This window comes from Clostridium culturomicium (assembly GCF_000821305.1).
Lineage (GTDB): Bacteria > Bacillota > Clostridia > Clostridiales > Clostridiaceae > Clostridium_J > Clostridium_J culturomicium.
In genome coordinates this window covers 171109-187844 of sequence record NZ_CCXK01000014.1, presented here as the reverse complement: position 1 = coordinate 187844, position 16736 = coordinate 171109, and the positions used below count along the sequence as shown (strand labels likewise).

The 16736-nt window shown below is 31.5% G+C and carries 19 protein-coding genes; 18 read left to right on the top strand and 1 reads right to left on the bottom strand.

The window, feature by feature from the left end; genetic code table 11:
* Positions 1 to 86: 86 nt before the first annotated feature.
* The 15 genes from BN1075_RS04840 (at position 87) to BN1075_RS04770 (ending at position 13026) form a co-directional block, all read left to right on the top strand.
* Complete coding sequence (locus BN1075_RS04840; RefSeq protein WP_040191960.1) at positions 87 to 542, top strand: dCTP deaminase/dUTPase family protein; 456 nt, start codon at positions 87 to 89, stop codon at positions 540 to 542.
* 133 nt (positions 543 to 675) lie between these two features.
* Entirely contained in the window at positions 676 to 1227 is a 552-nt protein-coding gene (locus BN1075_RS04835; RefSeq protein ID WP_040191959.1) for a hypothetical protein, read from the top strand.
* Between the two features lie 163 nt (positions 1228 to 1390).
* On the top strand, positions 1391 to 2575 hold the full coding sequence (locus BN1075_RS04830; protein WP_040191958.1) for an AI-2E family transporter: 1185 nt from the start codon (positions 1391 to 1393) through the stop codon (positions 2573 to 2575).
* 222 nt (positions 2576 to 2797) lie between these two features.
* A complete protein-coding gene (locus BN1075_RS04825; protein ID WP_040191957.1) occupies positions 2798 to 3412 on the top strand; it encodes a hypothetical protein in 615 nt (204 codons plus the stop codon).
* A 292-nt stretch (positions 3413 to 3704) separates the two neighbouring features.
* Complete coding sequence (locus BN1075_RS04820) at positions 3705 to 5030, top strand: HD-GYP domain-containing protein (RefSeq protein WP_040191956.1); 1326 nt, start codon at positions 3705 to 3707, stop codon at positions 5028 to 5030.
* Between the two features lie 9 nt (positions 5031 to 5039).
* Positions 5040 to 5606, top strand: a complete 567-nt coding sequence (locus BN1075_RS04815) for a DUF5317 family protein (protein ID WP_040191955.1) — start codon at positions 5040 to 5042, stop codon at positions 5604 to 5606.
* 142 nt (positions 5607 to 5748) lie between these two features.
* Positions 5749 to 6120, top strand: coding sequence for a GntR family transcriptional regulator (locus tag BN1075_RS04810; RefSeq protein ID WP_040191954.1), 372 nt, complete (start codon positions 5749 to 5751; stop codon positions 6118 to 6120).
* A 16-nt stretch (positions 6121 to 6136) separates the two neighbouring features.
* Entirely contained in the window at positions 6137 to 6832 is a 696-nt protein-coding gene (locus tag BN1075_RS04805; protein ID WP_040191953.1) for an ATP-binding cassette domain-containing protein, read from the top strand.
* Positions 6819 to 7505, top strand: a complete 687-nt coding sequence (locus tag BN1075_RS04800) for a hypothetical protein (RefSeq protein ID WP_040191952.1) — start codon at positions 6819 to 6821, stop codon at positions 7503 to 7505. Before BN1075_RS04805 ends, BN1075_RS04800 begins: the two co-directional genes overlap by 14 nt.
* Before the next feature lie 56 nt (positions 7506 to 7561).
* On the top strand, positions 7562 to 8251 hold the full coding sequence (locus tag BN1075_RS04795) for a hypothetical protein (protein ID WP_040191951.1): 690 nt from the start codon (positions 7562 to 7564) through the stop codon (positions 8249 to 8251).
* Positions 8252 to 8494: 243 nt separating this feature from the next.
* Positions 8495 to 8701, top strand: a complete 207-nt coding sequence (locus BN1075_RS04790; protein ID WP_040191950.1) for a helix-turn-helix transcriptional regulator — start codon at positions 8495 to 8497, stop codon at positions 8699 to 8701.
* A gap of 2 nt (positions 8702 to 8703) precedes the next feature.
* Positions 8704 to 9156: a hypothetical protein gene (locus tag BN1075_RS20580; RefSeq protein WP_052406390.1), complete on the top strand. Its 453-nt coding sequence runs from the start codon at positions 8704 to 8706 to the stop codon at positions 9154 to 9156.
* 117 nt (positions 9157 to 9273) lie between these two features.
* The gene (locus BN1075_RS04780) at positions 9274 to 10164 is read left to right on the top strand and encodes an ABC transporter ATP-binding protein (protein ID WP_040191949.1); all 891 of its coding nucleotides are present in this window, start codon (positions 9274 to 9276) and stop codon (positions 10162 to 10164) included.
* A gap of 1 nt (position 10165) precedes the next feature.
* Complete coding sequence (locus BN1075_RS04775) at positions 10166 to 11494, top strand: ABC transporter permease (RefSeq protein ID WP_040191948.1); 1329 nt, start codon at positions 10166 to 10168, stop codon at positions 11492 to 11494.
* A gap of 161 nt (positions 11495 to 11655) precedes the next feature.
* Positions 11656 to 13026 carry an MATE family efflux transporter gene (locus BN1075_RS04770; protein WP_040191947.1) on the top strand — a complete coding sequence of 457 codons (1371 nt, stop codon included), beginning with the start codon at positions 11656 to 11658 and terminating at the stop codon, positions 13024 to 13026.
* Positions 13027 to 13239: 213 nt separating this feature from the next.
* On the opposite strand, the gene BN1075_RS21880 is transcribed toward BN1075_RS04770, so the two are convergent.
* Positions 13240 to 13395, bottom strand: coding sequence for a hypothetical protein (locus BN1075_RS21880; protein WP_197072276.1), 156 nt, complete (start codon positions 13393 to 13395; stop codon positions 13240 to 13242).
* A 193-nt stretch (positions 13396 to 13588) separates the two neighbouring features.
* On the opposite strand from BN1075_RS21880, the gene BN1075_RS04765 reads away from it, so the two are divergent.
* The 3 genes from BN1075_RS04765 (at position 13589) to bioD (ending at position 16711) form a co-directional block, all read left to right on the top strand.
* Complete coding sequence (locus BN1075_RS04765; RefSeq protein ID WP_040191946.1) at positions 13589 to 14884, top strand: Gfo/Idh/MocA family protein; 1296 nt, start codon at positions 13589 to 13591, stop codon at positions 14882 to 14884.
* Between the two features lie 188 nt (positions 14885 to 15072).
* Positions 15073 to 16035, top strand: coding sequence for a biotin synthase BioB (gene bioB, locus BN1075_RS04760; protein ID WP_040191945.1), 963 nt, complete (start codon positions 15073 to 15075; stop codon positions 16033 to 16035).
* Positions 16028 to 16711 (top strand): dethiobiotin synthase, encoded by a 684-nt coding sequence (bioD, locus tag BN1075_RS04755; protein WP_040191944.1) that lies wholly within the window; start codon positions 16028 to 16030, stop codon positions 16709 to 16711. Before bioB ends, bioD begins: the two co-directional genes overlap by 8 nt.
* Positions 16712 to 16736: the final 25 nt, after the last annotated feature.

The following is a 16736-nucleotide window of genomic DNA, read 5'->3' as shown; positions in this document are numbered from 1 at the left end:
TTCTCATTAATTTTTTTATTTTTAAAATTTATTTAGATGATATAATAAATAGGAACATTAAAGCATAAATAGATAGGAGATATACGATGAGAGTAAGAGGATTTGAAATAGTTACAGATGAAAAAAGAAAACATCCTGAGGTAGATGTACAGCTTCCAACAAGAGGAAGTAAACACGCTATTGCTTATGATATTTATTCACCAATAGATACAGTGATTCAGCCAATGGAGAAGGAATTAATCTGGACTGATGTTAAAGCTTATTTCCAGCCAGGAGAAGCTTTGCTTATAAACGTAAGAAGTTCAATGGGAAGTCATCCAGTTATAATGGGAAATGCTCAAGGATGGGTTGAGTGTGATTATTATAATAACCCTAAGAATGACGGGAATTTAGGGATAAATCTTTTAAATTTAGGAAAGGAGCCTTATGTAATAAAAAAAGGTGATAGAATAGCGCAAGCTATGTTTATACCATTCTTAGTAAGTGATAACTGTAACTCTGATGAGGAAAGAGTTGGAGGTTTTGGAAGCACAGGCAAATAATAAACCTAAAAAAGTACTTTTGGTGAAATACTGAAAGTACTTTTATTTTTTTAGAATTTATTATTTTGGACAGGGTATCCTAGAATAAATAGATGATTTATTTTATCAGGTGTTATGCAGAAGGGAAATACTTATGAAAAAATATTTTATGTTTATATTAATTATCTGTCTTAGTTTTGGTAGTGGAATATTATTTGGGGATATGAGAAATGAACAATCAAAAACAAATATCATTTTGAAGGAACAGGCTCCATGGAGAAGTGCTGAAAACGACAATGACGAAGCTAAGCAAGCTACTTTGAATAATCTTTTAAAGCATATTGGATTTGCAGAGGAAGCTATAAATAAATTCAGGATACCTAGTCCAGAAGAAGCTATTAATTTATGGGCAGAAGGTATGAAGGGTGGAAATGGGGTGCTTCAGTATGCAGTTATGGATCCAATGCTGCAACAGGAATTTAAGACATATCTTCAGCGTAAAGAAAATATATCCTGGGATACACGAAAAGATGAGTTTCAGATAGATTTCTATGAAATTATTGAAAATGTAGATGTAAGTGAAAAGATTAAAATTTATGATGTTAAATTTCATTATATTAATTCTCAAGGAGAGGTGAAAGAAGGAGTTAACAAGGTAACTATTATAGAAGAACAAGGAAAGTGGGTTATATCAACAATAAGATAAAGGTTTATCAAATATGAGCTTTCGGGACTGTATTTTGAAGACGAGTTTTAGGGGCGTAAGAATTAACAGTATATACATATTCCATCCACATTTAACAGTAGTATCTTATATTGAAAAATAGTATAATTAAATGGCTTGACCACTAAAATGATGGAGGGATACTATGAAGTTAAATTTTAGCTCCAATACTGTTAAGAATACTATTTCTAACATTATAGTATTGTCTGTAGCGATTATTTTATATTTTGTTATAAAGAATATAAGTATCTTTTTTGTTGGAACAAAAGAGATTCTAAGAATACTAATGCCGTTTGTTTATGGATTTGCTATTGCATATATTTTAGATATACCAATGAAGGTCTTTGAAAGAACAATTTTAAAGCCATTAGATAAAAAGGGAAATTTAAAATTAAAAAGAACACTGGCTATCACAATTACATATATTTTAGCAGGTATAATTATTGCTATCGTAATTGCTATATTAATACCAGAGCTTGCTAGAAGTATAGGAACTTTAATTGAGAATATACCAGATTATGCACATTCTTTAGAAGTGTATTTTACTGAAATAGTTACAAAACTAAATTTAGATGCAAATATGGTTAATGAGATTATAGAGGATTTTAATAGTATTTCAGGTTATATAACATCAATTGGTGGTGCGATTTTAGGAGGTTTACTACAATTTTCAGCTGGAATAACTCAATCTGTGCTTAATGTGTTTATTGCAACTATTATTTCAATTTACATGTTAGCTAGCAAGGAGAGATTTTTTGCTCAAGTAAAAAAGCTGTTATTTGCAGTATTACCACAAAAACCAGTGAATTACTTGATAGAATTAAGTGATCATAGCAATAAAACCTTTAAAGGTTTTTTAAGCGGTAAATTATTGGATTCCTTAATAATAGCAATAATTTGTTTTGTATGTATGAATATATTTAATATGCCATACACCTTGCTTGTAAGTTTTATTATAGGGATGACTAATATTGTTCCTGTATTTGGACCATTTATCGGGGCAATTCCGAGTGTTATTATAATATTCATTACCAGCCCAATTAAAGCTTTGTGGTTCATCTTATTTGTATTTTTATTACAACAGTTTGATGGTAATATCCTAGGACCAAAGATACTTGGAAATTCAACTGGATTATCAGCCTTTTGGGTTATGTTTGCTATTTTATTAGGAAATGGACTCTTTGGCTTCATTGGTATGATTATCGGTGTACCGGCTTTTGCAGTTATTTATTCTATAGTCAGAGGTGCTGTAGAAATTAATTTAGAAAAGAAGGGGATGCCAACGGAAACTAAAGATTATGCATCTTCAGATCAACAGATTATTGATTAAGAATTTACCTTTTATATCCTTAAATAAGTCAACTTATTTAAGGATACTTTTTTTGTTTAAAAAAATATAAATAAAAAGTATAAAGTTTTAAGTATAAAAGTCGATAAATTATAGGAAGTGGGAAAAAAGCGGTGGTTTGGTAAATAATACACTGAATATGTTGTTTAAATCACCAGTTTGAGGTATAATTTAACTGAAAATGTAAAGTAGGGGTGTTGATATATGGATTTTCAATCTTTTCAAGATATTATAATGAAAATACAAGGAGTTACTCATGCTAAGGTTGTAGCTGACGATGAAGGCCTTAGAGAAGTACACGTAATTGCTGGAACTTCAAGATCGGCAAAACAAATTGTAAGAGATATAGAATCCGCACTTCTTGCGATTTTCGGATATAGAGTAGATAGAAAGATAATCAGTATTGCTCAAATTGATACTGGTGAATCAAAGAAAACGATAAACAGAATAGTTTACCAAGGAATTTCAGTTCATGTGGAAGATAATAATGTAGAATGTGAAGTGAGATTATCTTGTGGAGATGAAGAATTTGTATCAACTAAGAGTGCAATAAGCACAAGTGCAAATAGAAAGAAAGTAGTTGCTAGGGCAACTGTGGCAGCAGTAGAAAAAGTAATTGGACGAGCTCCTATGTTTGACATAGAAGATGTTGTATTGAATAAAAGTAGAGACATCAATTTCGTTAATGTAGTTACAAATATGATTACAAGAGACGATGAAGAAATACTTATAGGAACTGCTATAGTTAAAAGTGATGTGAATGAAGCTATAGCAAAGGCTACTTTGGATGCTCTTAATAGAAGGGTAATGAAACAATAACTTTGGTTTAATGACCGATTATATTAAAATTTGTTCTTCCTTTAAGCGGAGTGGAAAAATATGACGATTTTTTAGCGGACCGTTGTTAATTCACTTAAAAGGGGGAAATTAACAATGAAAAACATGAAGAAATTAGTTCCTGCTATAGTTGCTTTATTTGCATTAGCTATGGCTGGCGGTTCAAGCGTTACTTGGATTTGGTAATTCATAGTTTAAACTAAAAATAGGAACGTTTTAATTAAAACGTTCTTTATAATATATAATCGGTCTTAAATATTTCAGGAGGAAAAATATGAGGAGATTACCGAAAGAACAAAGATTATATCTCTTATTAATTTATGCGTTGACAGTTTTTTTTACGATTATACTTATAAATAATCCAATTGCAACCATACAAGCTAATCAAGTAGAATATACAGACATAATTTTATTTATGGCACTTATAGGAATAACGGAGTCCTTTACAGTAACATTTAAAAGTATGTCTTTTAGTACAAGCTTTGCAGTAACAATTGCGTCTTACATACTTTTTGGACCATTAATATCAATTATTATAGTTACTGTTGGATTTTTATGTAGGGTGTTGAAGGTTGATGGTAGAGGATATATACATATTTTTAACACTCCGATTTTTGGTACGATTTTTAATGTGTGTGCATTAGTTTTGCCGATTATAATCAGTAACTATTTTTATATGATTATGGGTGGTACATATAGCATAAATAAATTTGAATATAATATTTTTCCACTTATAGTTTTTGTAATAGTTTATTTGATAGTAAATATTTTAATTATGTCTGTACTTATGGGGTTGAAAACTAGAAAAAATATTTTATATTGCTTTCTAGGAAATATAAAAATAGGTTTTTTTAATTCAGTAGTGATGTTACCAATAGGGATTCTTTTAGCTATTGTATTTACTGAATACAATTATTGGGGGTTAATAATTGTAGTATTTACAGTGATAATGTTAAGATACACTTTATTATTATATTCTAATACAAAGGAACAGCTTACAGATACAGTTGAAGCTTTAATGAATGCCATAGATGCAAGAGATATGTACACAGAAGGGCATTCAAGAAGGGTTGCAGAGATATCAGTGGAGATTGCTAGAGAGCTTAAGCTTAGTCAATGGGAGATTGAGAAGCTTCATATAGCAGCTATGCTTCATGATGTTGGAAAGATTGGTATTAGTGATAATATTCTTAATAAGCCAGGAAAGCTTACTGACGAGGAGTATAACATAATTAAGGAGCACCCGACTATCGGTGTAAAAATCCTTAAGAAAATTAAAAATATAGATTATGTACATAAAATTGTTGAGCAGCATCATGAAAGGTATGATGGCAAGGGTTATCCTCATGGATTAAAGGGGGATGAAGTTGATATACAGGTATATATAGTTCATCTAGCGGATACCGTTGATGCAATGACTTCAGACAGACCTTATAGAAAAGGTTTGTCAAAAGCAATTGTAAAGGCTGAAATAGAAAAGTATTCAGGGACACAGTTTCATCCTAAGGTTGCAAATGCATATTTGAATATACTAAAAAGAGAAGAAAAGATGGAAGAAAAAGCACAAGCTAAAGTGCTAGAGAGTAGTGTAACCCAATAGGAGGGTATGATGTTTGTAGTTTCAATAGTAATAGCAATTATAATTGGATACATACTTAAGGGGAAATTGAGAAATATATCAGAGTTTAAGTATAGGGGAATATGGTTTATTGCAGCCGGGTTTCTTTTAGAGACTTGTATGAAGATGTTGCTGGCAAAGGGAGTTTTAGAAATTGGAACAAGTACCTTTGTAATAAACGTAATAATGTATACTCTTATTATGGTTTTTATTTTCATTAATATAAAAGACAAGTTTATTTTAACTATAGGAATTGGATTTGTGTTAAATATAATTGTTATATTTGCTAATAGCTGTACAATGCCTGTTGGAATAAAGGCTGCAGAGCTATTAAATTTTAGTGGTGAAATTAGTAAACTTGGTTTATATTCTATGGTAAATAGCGATACGCTATTTGTATTTTTAGCAGATGTTATACCATATAAGATTGGACCTTTGAATGGTATAGCAAGTGTTGGGGATATATTCATTTGTATTGGAATTATGGGAATTCTTATTCGAGAGATGAGAAAGAAGCCTTGTAAAGAGTATAAGGAGATAAATATAAGTAATTATTAAAGAACTTCAAATAGGAGTTCTTTTTTTATTTAGAAAAAATATGAAAAAGTAGTTGACAATAGAATTATACTACTGTACTATTTGAGTAGTACAGTAATACAGTGCCTGATACAGTGTACTAAGGTGGAGGTGAAACTTAAAGTTGAACTTAAAGGATTTTGAATTTAATGATAATGAGCCTATATATCTTCAAATTATTGAACTTATAAAAAGGGCTATTGCAACAGGAGATTTGATGCCAGGGGATAAGCTGCCATCAGTGAGAGAAATGTCATCATCCTTAGGGGTAAATCCGAATACTCTTCAAAGGGCTTATGGAGAGCTTGAGAGATTAGGGATTACTTATACAAGAAGAGGAATGGGGTCCTTTGTTAGTGAAGGAAAAAATGAACCGGATAAGATGCAAGAGCAGATGGGAATAGAAATTAGTGAAAAATATCTAAGAGATATGAGTGCAATTGGATTAAGTAAAGAAAAAGCAATAAAGCTTCTTGAATATATTGAACTTAAATAGATGGGAGTTATGGTGAATGATTAAATTAGTAAACTTAAATAAAAGATATGGAGAGAAAGTTATTTTAGATAATGTAAATCTAACTATAAATAAAGGTGAGATAATTGGACTTTTAGCTCCAAATGCAGAAGGGAAAAGTACACTTCTTAAAATCCTTGGAGGACAAATCGTTTTTGATTCAGGTGAATATTTACTTGAGGATAAAGAGTTTAATTACAAAGATAAGGGGCGAATAGGGTATATGAGTGATACTGCTTTAATGCCAGGAGGATGGTATGTTAAGGATTGTGTTGCTTATTATGCAAGATATTTTGAAAAGTTTAACAAGGAAAAGTGTCTATCCATGTTAAAGGACTTTGGATTAAAACAGGATGATAAAGTGAAAAAACTTTCTAAGGGTCAGAATGAAAAGCTTCATCTAGCATTAGCTCTTGCTATTGACGGGATTTTATATATAATGGATGAGCCTTTAGCTACCATAGATTTAATTGCAAGAGAAGAGATAATAGGAATGATACTAGAAAATTTCAGTCCTGAAAGCACCATGATAATTTCAAGTCATTTAGTAGCAGATATAGAGAAGATGTTGGATAGAGTTATCCTTTTAAAGAGTGGGAAAGTAGTACACAATGAATTAGTTGAAGATTTAAGAACTAATGGGAAATCTGTAGTAAAGCTTTATAAAGAGGTGTATAGGAATGAAGCTAATTAAGAAAGACTGGCTGTATGATTTTAAATCTGCGGGTTATGTTATAGGTGTAACTTTAGCAGGGATATCAATAATGTTTTTACTGGTATCATGGATGGTTCCAGGGGCTAGATGGGGTTTTAAAGAGGGGTATGAACAGTTGTATACCATGGTTAGTGGGATTATAAGCATGTACCCTATTTGGGTATTTTCAGCAATTTCACCTCAAATAAAAAATGGTAAGGTTTATTTAAATACTACAAATTTGCCTCTTAGTAAAAAACGTTTATTTTTAAAGGGGCTTAAGCCTTGGTTTATATTCTGTCCTATTGTAATTTTAGCTTCAGCCGTGGTCATGGCATTATTAAGTGAACCAACTGAAAGCTTGGGAATATTAGTTTTATTTTCTTTAGTAAGACCAGCACTTGTCTGTGTGTTTATGATTTTAATGAATATGCAGGTTATAGCAGGAATGATTTTTTGCTCAGCTAAACAAATTAAGTGGTACAAGGTTATTAGCTTAATGGTAATATTTAATGCAATTTTAATTGGAGTATGTGTTTTAGCTGGACTAGCACTTCCTATTGATACAGATAACAGTATGTGGTTTGCAGCAGGTGTAGTTTTAACATTACTTTTAGGCTCATTAGGTGTATTTCTTGTGGCTTGGAAGGATGTTGAGAGGATACACCAATAAAAGAGTATAAAGCATTGATGTAACAAGAAATAGAGAGTTTAGAAAGGAAATTTATAATGAAATTTTTAAAGAAGGATTGGTTATTTGATGCAAAGATTGTTGGAGTAGTAGGACTTACAATTTTAAGCTCTGTTGCTGCTTTAATTCTTGTGTTTGTTAAGGTTTTAAATAAAATGCCTGTTGAAAATGGAGTGGTGGTATATAACAAGATTTATTCCATATTGGCATTTGGAATATCCTTTTATCCTATGTTTGCATTTAAGGCTGTATGCCCACAGATGGGTAGTGATAAATTGTATTTAAGTACAGCAAATCTTCCAATGAGTAGGAAAGAGGTATTTTTTAAGGGACTTAAGCCTTGGCTAATAATTTCTCCAATAGTTATAATCGTTGGAGCTCTTGGGAATATAGCCCTTAGTGGTAGTGCAGAATCTTTAAAGGAAGTATTCTTTATTATTACATTTACACCAATAGTTATATTAAGTTTTGGAGCAATTATACAGTTTCAAATAATTTCAGGATGTATTTTTACATTAACAAAAGGAATAAAAGGGTATAAGGTAACAGAGGCAATAGTGCTATTTGATTTTATACTAATAATTATATGTAGCATAAGTATACGAGTATTGAAGGTTGATACAGCTCATGATCCATGGTGGATGACTGGGTGTGGTTTATTTATTTTAATCGCAAGCTTGATAATGTTTCTTATAGCATGGAGAGATATAGAAAAGGTTTATCAGTAAAATTCCATATTTTATACCCTGAGGGTTTATAAAAGGAAACTCCTTCTCATATACATTCGAATGAGTAAGTTCCACTGACCAAATCAAAGATGCACTCTGTGGAAGTTCTGCTAACCAAATCATAGATTTGGAGCATCACTTCTGGAGTGTCACTTGAAATATTTTGCAAAGTATGCTTGACATAAAATGCAAAGTTTACTATACTTAAATTGTAAAGTGAATTTTGCAAAAGGAGATGAGTAAGTGAATACAAAAATTAAAGAGCTTAGAAAAAGCAGAAGAATATCGCAGGAAGAATTAGCTCTGGCAGTTGGAACCACAAGACAAACAATCACTTCAATTGAGTGTGGTAAGTATACAGCATCTTTAGTTTTAGCATATAAAATATCAAAATATTTTGGACTTAGCATTGAGGAAGTATTTGATTTTTCAGAGGTGGAGGAATTTTAATTATGGAAAATTTTAAAAAGACAATTCAAAAAAGATTGAATTTTTTTACTGGAGTTATATTACTATTTAGTTTGTTATTCGCAGGTAATATGCTTCATTGGTTTACACCAATTGTTAAAAACCCACATTATGTAGATTTCTTCAGTGGTGTTCAAGTTGGAATGTTTATAGGAATTGAAATATTTCTTGTATATCGTGTTGCATATTACATTGCAACGCTTAAAGATGAAAAGGCACTTAGAACTCTATATATAAAAGAGAATGATGAAAGAAATATGGAAATTTCTAAGAGAGCAGGAATAGAGAGTTATAGGATTGTTATTGTAATTTTATTGGCGGGAGCAATTGTTGTTGGCTATTTTAATATGGTTGGATTTATTGCTTTAATGGGAGCTGCATTAGTTGAAATATTAGTGAGAGCGGGTTTATACGCTTATTATTCAAGAACAATATAAATTTTAATTATGTTGCTAAATTTATAATTAAAATTTCCAGATGATTATGAATCGTTGAATAAGTGAAAAATATAATGTAAAATAATGGGATGGAATTAAAGAAAGGGAGGGATTATTATGGCATTAAAGGTTGAAGGCTTAGTGAAAAACTATGGTGATAAAAGAGTAGTAAATAATTTAAGCTTCTCAATAGATAAACCAGGTGTTTTTGGACTTTTAGGAACTAATGGAGCTGGTAAAACAACAACGATAAGAATGATGCTTGATATGTTAAAGAAGGATGGAGGTACCGTTACTTGGAATGGTAAACCCTTTAATACAAAGAATGTACCAATTGGATATTTAGCAGAAGAAAGAGGAATATATTCAAAGTTTACAGTTATAGACCAATTAATATATTTTGGTGAACTTAAAGGCATGAATCGTAAGGATGCTGTAAAAAGCATTGATTATTGGTTGGAGAGGCTTGAGGCTTCAGAATATAAAAATAAAAGGGCAGAGCAGTTATCGAAGGGAAATCAGCAAAAGATTCAATTTATTGCTGCCCTTATATCAAATCCAGATATTCTTATATTAGATGAGCCTTTAAGTGGACTAGATCCTGTTAATACTGACTTATTTAAAGAGGTAATTAAAGAGGAAATTGCAAGAGGAAAGTACATCATAATGTCCAGTCATCAGATGTCAACAATTGAAGAGTTCTGTGAGAATCTTGTAATTTTAAATAAAGGTAATACAGTTTTAAGTGGTAATTTAAATGAAATTAAAAAGTCTTACGGAAGGAATCACTTAGTATTAAAGTGTGAAGGGGATATTGAGGACTTGCTTAAGGCTTCAAATATGAAAGTAATCCATGATAGTTTAGATTACAAAGAACTTTTAGTTTCAAGTGAAGGTGAAGCAACAAATCTTTTAAAAGCTATTTTAGAAAAAGGAATTCAAGTTATTAGATTTGAATTAAGGGAGCCAACCCTTCATGAGATATTTATAGAAAGGGTAGGTGAATAGCATGGATGTGAAGAATTTTTGGAAGGTGACTAAGTTTACTGTAGCTCAACAAGTAAAGGGAAAATCCTTTAAAATATCAACTGCCATAATATTAATTGCTGTTTTAATATTAACTTCTCTTATAAATTTTGTACCTGCATTTATGAATAAGGACAAATCAGAGGAGAAGGCTGGACAAGAAAATCAAAGTCAAATGGAACTTAGCATTAAAAAGGCATACTATATTGATGAATCTGATTTAGGTTTGGATGTAACACCAACGGTTACTATGGTATTACCAGGGATAAAATATGAAAAGGCTTCAGAGTCACGTGAAGAATTAATTAAAAAGCTTGATACAACAGAAGAAGCTATTGCTTTGGTATATATTTCTCAAGAACAAGGTGGATATAATGTGGAGGTTGTGACTCCAACCAATAAGGATGTTGTTAAAGAGAATGATGGTTTAATTCTTTCACAAGTTGTAGCATCAAGTCTTGAAAATGGAAGATTGTTAGCAGAAGGGTTGACTCAAGACCAGGTTGCAAAATTATCATTACCAATAACTTCTCATTCTATGATAGCAGGAGATGATGGCAAGGGCATTGAAGACATGGTAATCAAAATGATTCTTCCAATGGTAATGTGTATGCTCCTATTCTATTTAATTTATTTCTATGGATATTGGGTTGCAAACTCTATCGTTGCAGAAAAAACTTCAAGAGTTATGGAGCTTTTATTAACCTCAACTAAACCTTTAGAATTAGTTGTAGGTAAATGTGTTGGAATGGGCTTCTTAGCAATAACACAATTTATTTCTATTCTAGTTGTAGCACTAATTTCCTTTGTAGGAAGTGGAGCAATTGTAAAGAGTGTTATAGATCCTAATGCAAACATCTTTAATTTAGGTGCAATCTTTAGTAAAGTACCTCCTATTCAATGGATTTTAATAATATTATTTTTTATCCTAGGATATGTTGTATATGCAGTTCTAAATGCCTTAGTTGGAGCAACTGTAAGTAAGCTTGAGGATTTAAATACTGCTATAATGCCAGTATCATTTATTTCAATTATTGGATTCTATTTAGCATATATGGGAACAATGACACCAGATTCCATTGTTGGAACAATTGCAACTTATGTACCATTTTCATGTGCATTCTTTATTCCTTCAGTAATTTTATCAGGTACAATAAGCACAGGTTCAATGTTATTATCACTTTTAATATTGATAGTAACAATAGTTCTTCTTGTATTATTTACGTCTAGAGTGTACTCAGTAGTAATTTTACAAACAGGAAATAGAGTAAAAATAAAAGATTTATTTGCTATTTACAGTAGAGAAAAATAAAATTAATATTTGCTAATAAGGATATATACTTCGCATGAAGTTATATGTCCTTATTTGTTTTTTGTGATAAGGTCGATAGGTTATACAAAAGGAGTTTTTTATTAACTTTTACACATAATATGAAAAAACTAAGGAATTTTAAGTTATTAAGGAGGTTTAATATGTCTGCTAAAAATTTTGATTTGGGAAAGGATAATGTTGGGAAATTATTAGTGAAGCTAGCGGTTCCAGCAAGCATAGCTCAATTAGTCAATGTACTATACAATATCATTGACAGAATGTTTATTGGAAGAATGCCAAATGGTGATTTAGCTATGGCTGGAGTTGGGGTAGCATTTCCAATCATAATACTTGTATCTGCCTTTAGTGCACTTATTGGTTATGGTGGAGCACCACTTGTCGCAATTAAAATGGGAGAAAAAGATAACGATGGAGCTGAAAATCTTATGAGCAACAGTTTTTCAGTATTGATTATTTTAGCGGTTATTTTAATTGTAGGTTTTTTAATGTTTAAAATACCAATATTGAAAGCCTTTGGGGCCAGTGATAATATCATAGCATATGCCGATGACTACATAACAATATACCTTGCAGGTACAATATTCGTGCTTATAGCAGTTGGGATGAATCCATTCATTAACACACAAGGTTTTGCTAGAACAGGTATGTATACAGTATTAATTGGAGCTATTACAAATATAGTTTTAGATCCAATTTTAATCTTTGGATTTAGTTTGGGCATTAAAGGTGCAGCTCTTGCAACAGTTATATCTCAAGGAGTATCAGCAATATGGGTATTATTCTTCTTATTTGGTAAGAAAAGTACATTAAAAATAAGAAAAAAATACTTAGTGCCAGATTTTAAATTAGTAGGCAAGATAATGGCTTTAGGAGTATCACCATTTATAATGCAGGCTACAGAAAGCTTAGTTTTAATATCTTTAAATACTCAACTTATGAAGTTCGGTGGAGACTTAGCTGTCAGTGCAATGACTATCATGAGTAGTATAATGCAGATTATAACATTGCCAATTATAGGATTATGTCAAGGTGGCCAGCCTATAGTAAGCTATAACTTTGGAGCTAAAAGTCTAGAGAGAGTTAAAAAGGCATTTAGGTTAGTACTTATAACTTCATTATCATTTACAACAGTAATATGTGGTGCTTTACTTATAAAGCCAGAGATGTTTGTAAGAATATTCAATAATGACCCAGCACTTATGAAGATTACTTGCTGGAGTATTAGAATTTACTTTGCTGGAATTTTTATCTTTGGAGGACAAATGGCATGTCAACAGACTTTTCTTATCTTAGGACAAGCAAAAATATCTTTAATTCTAGCTTTATTGAGAAAGGTAATTCTTTTAGTACCATTAATATTCATCATTCCTAACTTTATTGATGATAAACTTAAGGGTGTACTTTTAGCAGAACCGATTGCAGATATATTCGCGGCTACAACAACCATAATAGTATTTTCAATATTCTATAAGAAGACATTAAGTGGTGCTGATGAAAAGGTTTTAGAATAGGGTGAAGAGGTCTGTAGCTAATATTAAAAACAAGATTATAAATAATAAAAAAGTATCCATAGTCTTAAACTATGGATACTTTTTTATTATTTATATGTGACTCCTTCTAATGTTCATTCAAAGGAGTTCTCAAAAAGTAAGTTCGTATTGCCAAATCAAAGATTTGGAGCATCACTTCTGGAGCATCACTTCTGAAGTGTAACTTTTGGCTACTTACTTAAAGGTTGTATGAGTTGATGGCTCTGCTTCACCGTATGGGGTATGTTCATTTGCTTTACTTTTTATTTGTTGTGCATAGCCTGGGGCAGATGGATCATCCTTTGTGTTGGTTGTTTTCTTGTTTTTTTGTTTGCAGTAATCCTTTGTCATTTAGTACACCTCCTTTTTAGTAACTAATTTAGGTTATGTCTATTTTAAAAAAATAATTCACAGAATAAAGAAGTAAGTAGGGGGAATTGTGTATAAATGTTAAAAATATGGTATATTTGTGGACAAGATACAAAAATTGCTATAAGATTATAATTAGCAAATTTATGTATAAGGTATAAGTGGAGGGATTAAAGTGACAGAAAAAATTAAAGTTATTATTCTAGGTGCTGGAGATAGAGGGACAATCTACGCAAATTACATAAAGAGAAATAATGATGAAATTGATGTTGTTGCGGTAGCTGAACCTATAAAAGAAAGAAGAGAAAACATAGTTAATATGTTTAATTTAAGCGAGGATAAAGCTTTTTTATCATGGGATGAAGCATTAGCAGCAGGTAAGATTGGAGATGTAGTAATTGTTACAACTCAAGACCAAATGCATTATGAACCAACAATGAATGCTTTAGAGTTAGGATATGATGTGCTGTTAGAAAAACCGATGTCACCAAACTTAAGAGAATGTATTGAGATGGTTAATAAAGCAGAGGAAAAGAAATGTCATCTGTTAGTATGCCATGTACTTAGATATACTGAGTTCTTTAAGGAATTAAAAAATATATTAGACAGTGGAGAAATTGGTGAATTAGTTACAATTCAACATATTGAGAATGTTGGATACTATCATCAGGCTCATAGTTTCGTAAGAGGAAACTGGAGAAATAAAGAAGAATCCGCTCCAATGATTTTAGCAAAATGCTGCCATGACTTAGACTTAATGTTTTGGTATGCAGGCGCAAAATGTGAAAGCTTAGCATCCTTTGGAAGCTTAAAGCATTTTAAACCAGAATGTGCACCAGAGGGAGCTGCAGAAAGATGTTTAGACTGCGATATAAAAGATTGTCCATATGATGGAAGAAAGATTTACTTTAAGTGCTTGGAGAAAATAGGAAAAGATGATGCTGGAAATGTTACCTCCACAAGACATTGGCCAACTAGTGCAATCACTGAAGATATCACATTAGAGGGGATAACAAAGGCTTTAAAAGAAGGCCCTTATGGAAGATGTGTTTATCATTGTGATAATGATGTAGTTGACAATCAAGTTATAAGTTTGAATTTTGAAAATGCAGTTACTGTAGCATTTACTATGACGGCTTTCACTGATAAGGTTTCAAGAATTACAAGATTTATGGGAACTAAAGGTGAGGTTAGAGCCAATACTGAAAATAACGTAATTGAAGTATATGACTTTGATTCTAGAATGGTAAAAACTATTGAAGTTAAAGAACCAGACAGTGGTCATGGTGGTGGCGACAATGGTATTATGGAAGACTTCTTCAATCTTGTGAAAACAGGTGTTACAGAAGATAGATATACAACAGGAAAAGTATCTGTAATGAGTCATGCAATGGCAATGGCTGCAGAAGAAGCTAGACTTTCTAAGAAATCCATAAATGTACAACAGTTTATGGAAGACATTATGAAATAAATTAGAATTTACAATGATAATGAGAACTCTCTTAACGGGGAGTTCTTTTTTTATTAGATTAAAGAAATTGATAAATTGTAAACCGATATAATAAAATTAGTTGACAATGTGGAAGTTGAATGATAAATTTAAAATATGTTTAAGGTTGGCATATACATAAACGAGCTAATATTCAGGAGGATTGTTCAATGGTAAAGCAATTAAAGGAAAAGATTTTAAAGGGTGAGTATATCTCAAGAGAAGAGGCAGAAGAGTTAATTAATGTTCCCTTAGATGAGTTATGTGAAGGAGCTGAAGAAATTAGGAGAAAGCTATGTACATCAGAGTTTCATATGTGCACCATTATAAATGGTAAGAGTGGACGATGCTCAGAGGATTGTAAATATTGTGCTCAATCAGCACATTTTAATACAAATGTAGAAGTTTATCCATTGCTTGCCCCAGAGAAGGTAGTAAAAAATGCAGTATCAAATTTTAAGGATGGAGTACATAGGTTTTCTATCGTTACCTCAGGAAAGAGGCTATCAGATTTTGAGTTAAAAAAAGTTTGCGAAATAAATAAAGAGATTTCTAAGGCTTGTTCTATAGAATTATGTGGCTCTCATGGACTTTTATCTTTAAATCAATTAAGAGAGCTGAAGGAATCAGGGGTAACTCGTTATCATAATAATTTAGAAACAGCTAGAAGTTTCTTTGAAAATATTTGTACTACTCACAGTTATGATGAGAAGGTACAAACTATAAAGGATGCCAAAGAAGCTGGCTTAGAGGTCTGCAGTGGAGGTATATTTGGATTAGGAGAAAATATGCATCACAGAATAGAGATGGCTTTTGAATTAAGGGACTTAGAAGTTGATTCAGTTCCAGTAAATATTCTAAACCCTATAGAAGGAACACCAATGCGGGGGAATGAATCACTAACTTATGATGAAATAGTAAGGACAATAGCTATCTATAGATTTATTATGCCAGATAAATTTATCCGTTTAGCAGGTGGGCGAGCTCTCTTAGGAGATAAAGGAAGAAGAGCTTTTATGAGTGGAGCAAATTCAGCAATATCAGGAGACTTATTGACAACGGCAGGAATTTCTACTGCGGAGGATATAGCTATGGTTAAAGAACTAGGCTATAGTGTGAAAGAAAATGAGTAGTGGAATTTTTATTACTGCAACAGGGACAGATGTAGGAAAAACTTATATAAGTGGACAACTGTTAAAAAAAATAAGAAGTCTTGGTATAAAAGCTGGATATTATAAAGCTGCTTTAAGTGGAGCAGAAATAGATGAAGCTGGTGGAGAACTTATAGCTGGAGATGCACAACATGTATATAATAAAGCTGAGCTTAAGGGAAATCCAAATGAAGCAGTTACATACATTTTAAAGGAACCTGCTTCACCGCATTTGTCAGCAAAGCTAGAAGATATAAGTATATCTATGAAAGATATATCTGAACACTATGAAAATCACCGTAAGAAATTTGATTTTATTTTGGCTGAAGGAAGTGGTGGAATAATCTGTCCAATTTCTTTAATGCATGAAAGAATAATGCTCACAGACATAATTAAATTTTTAGGATTTGATATAATTATTGTGGCAGATGCAGGATTAGGAACAATTAATTCAACTATGCTCACAGTAGAGTATGCTAAAATGCTTAACATTGGTGTAAAAGGAATTATTCTAAATAATTATGATGCAGAGAATTTAATTCATAGGGATAATTTTGAGGTTATAGGTGACTTTACAAAGATACCTGTTTATGTTTGTAAGAAGAATGGTGATTTAGAGATATTTGATGAGGAGCTGAGAGGCCTTATTGAAGAATAAAATTTTGATATAATTTGTATAAAAA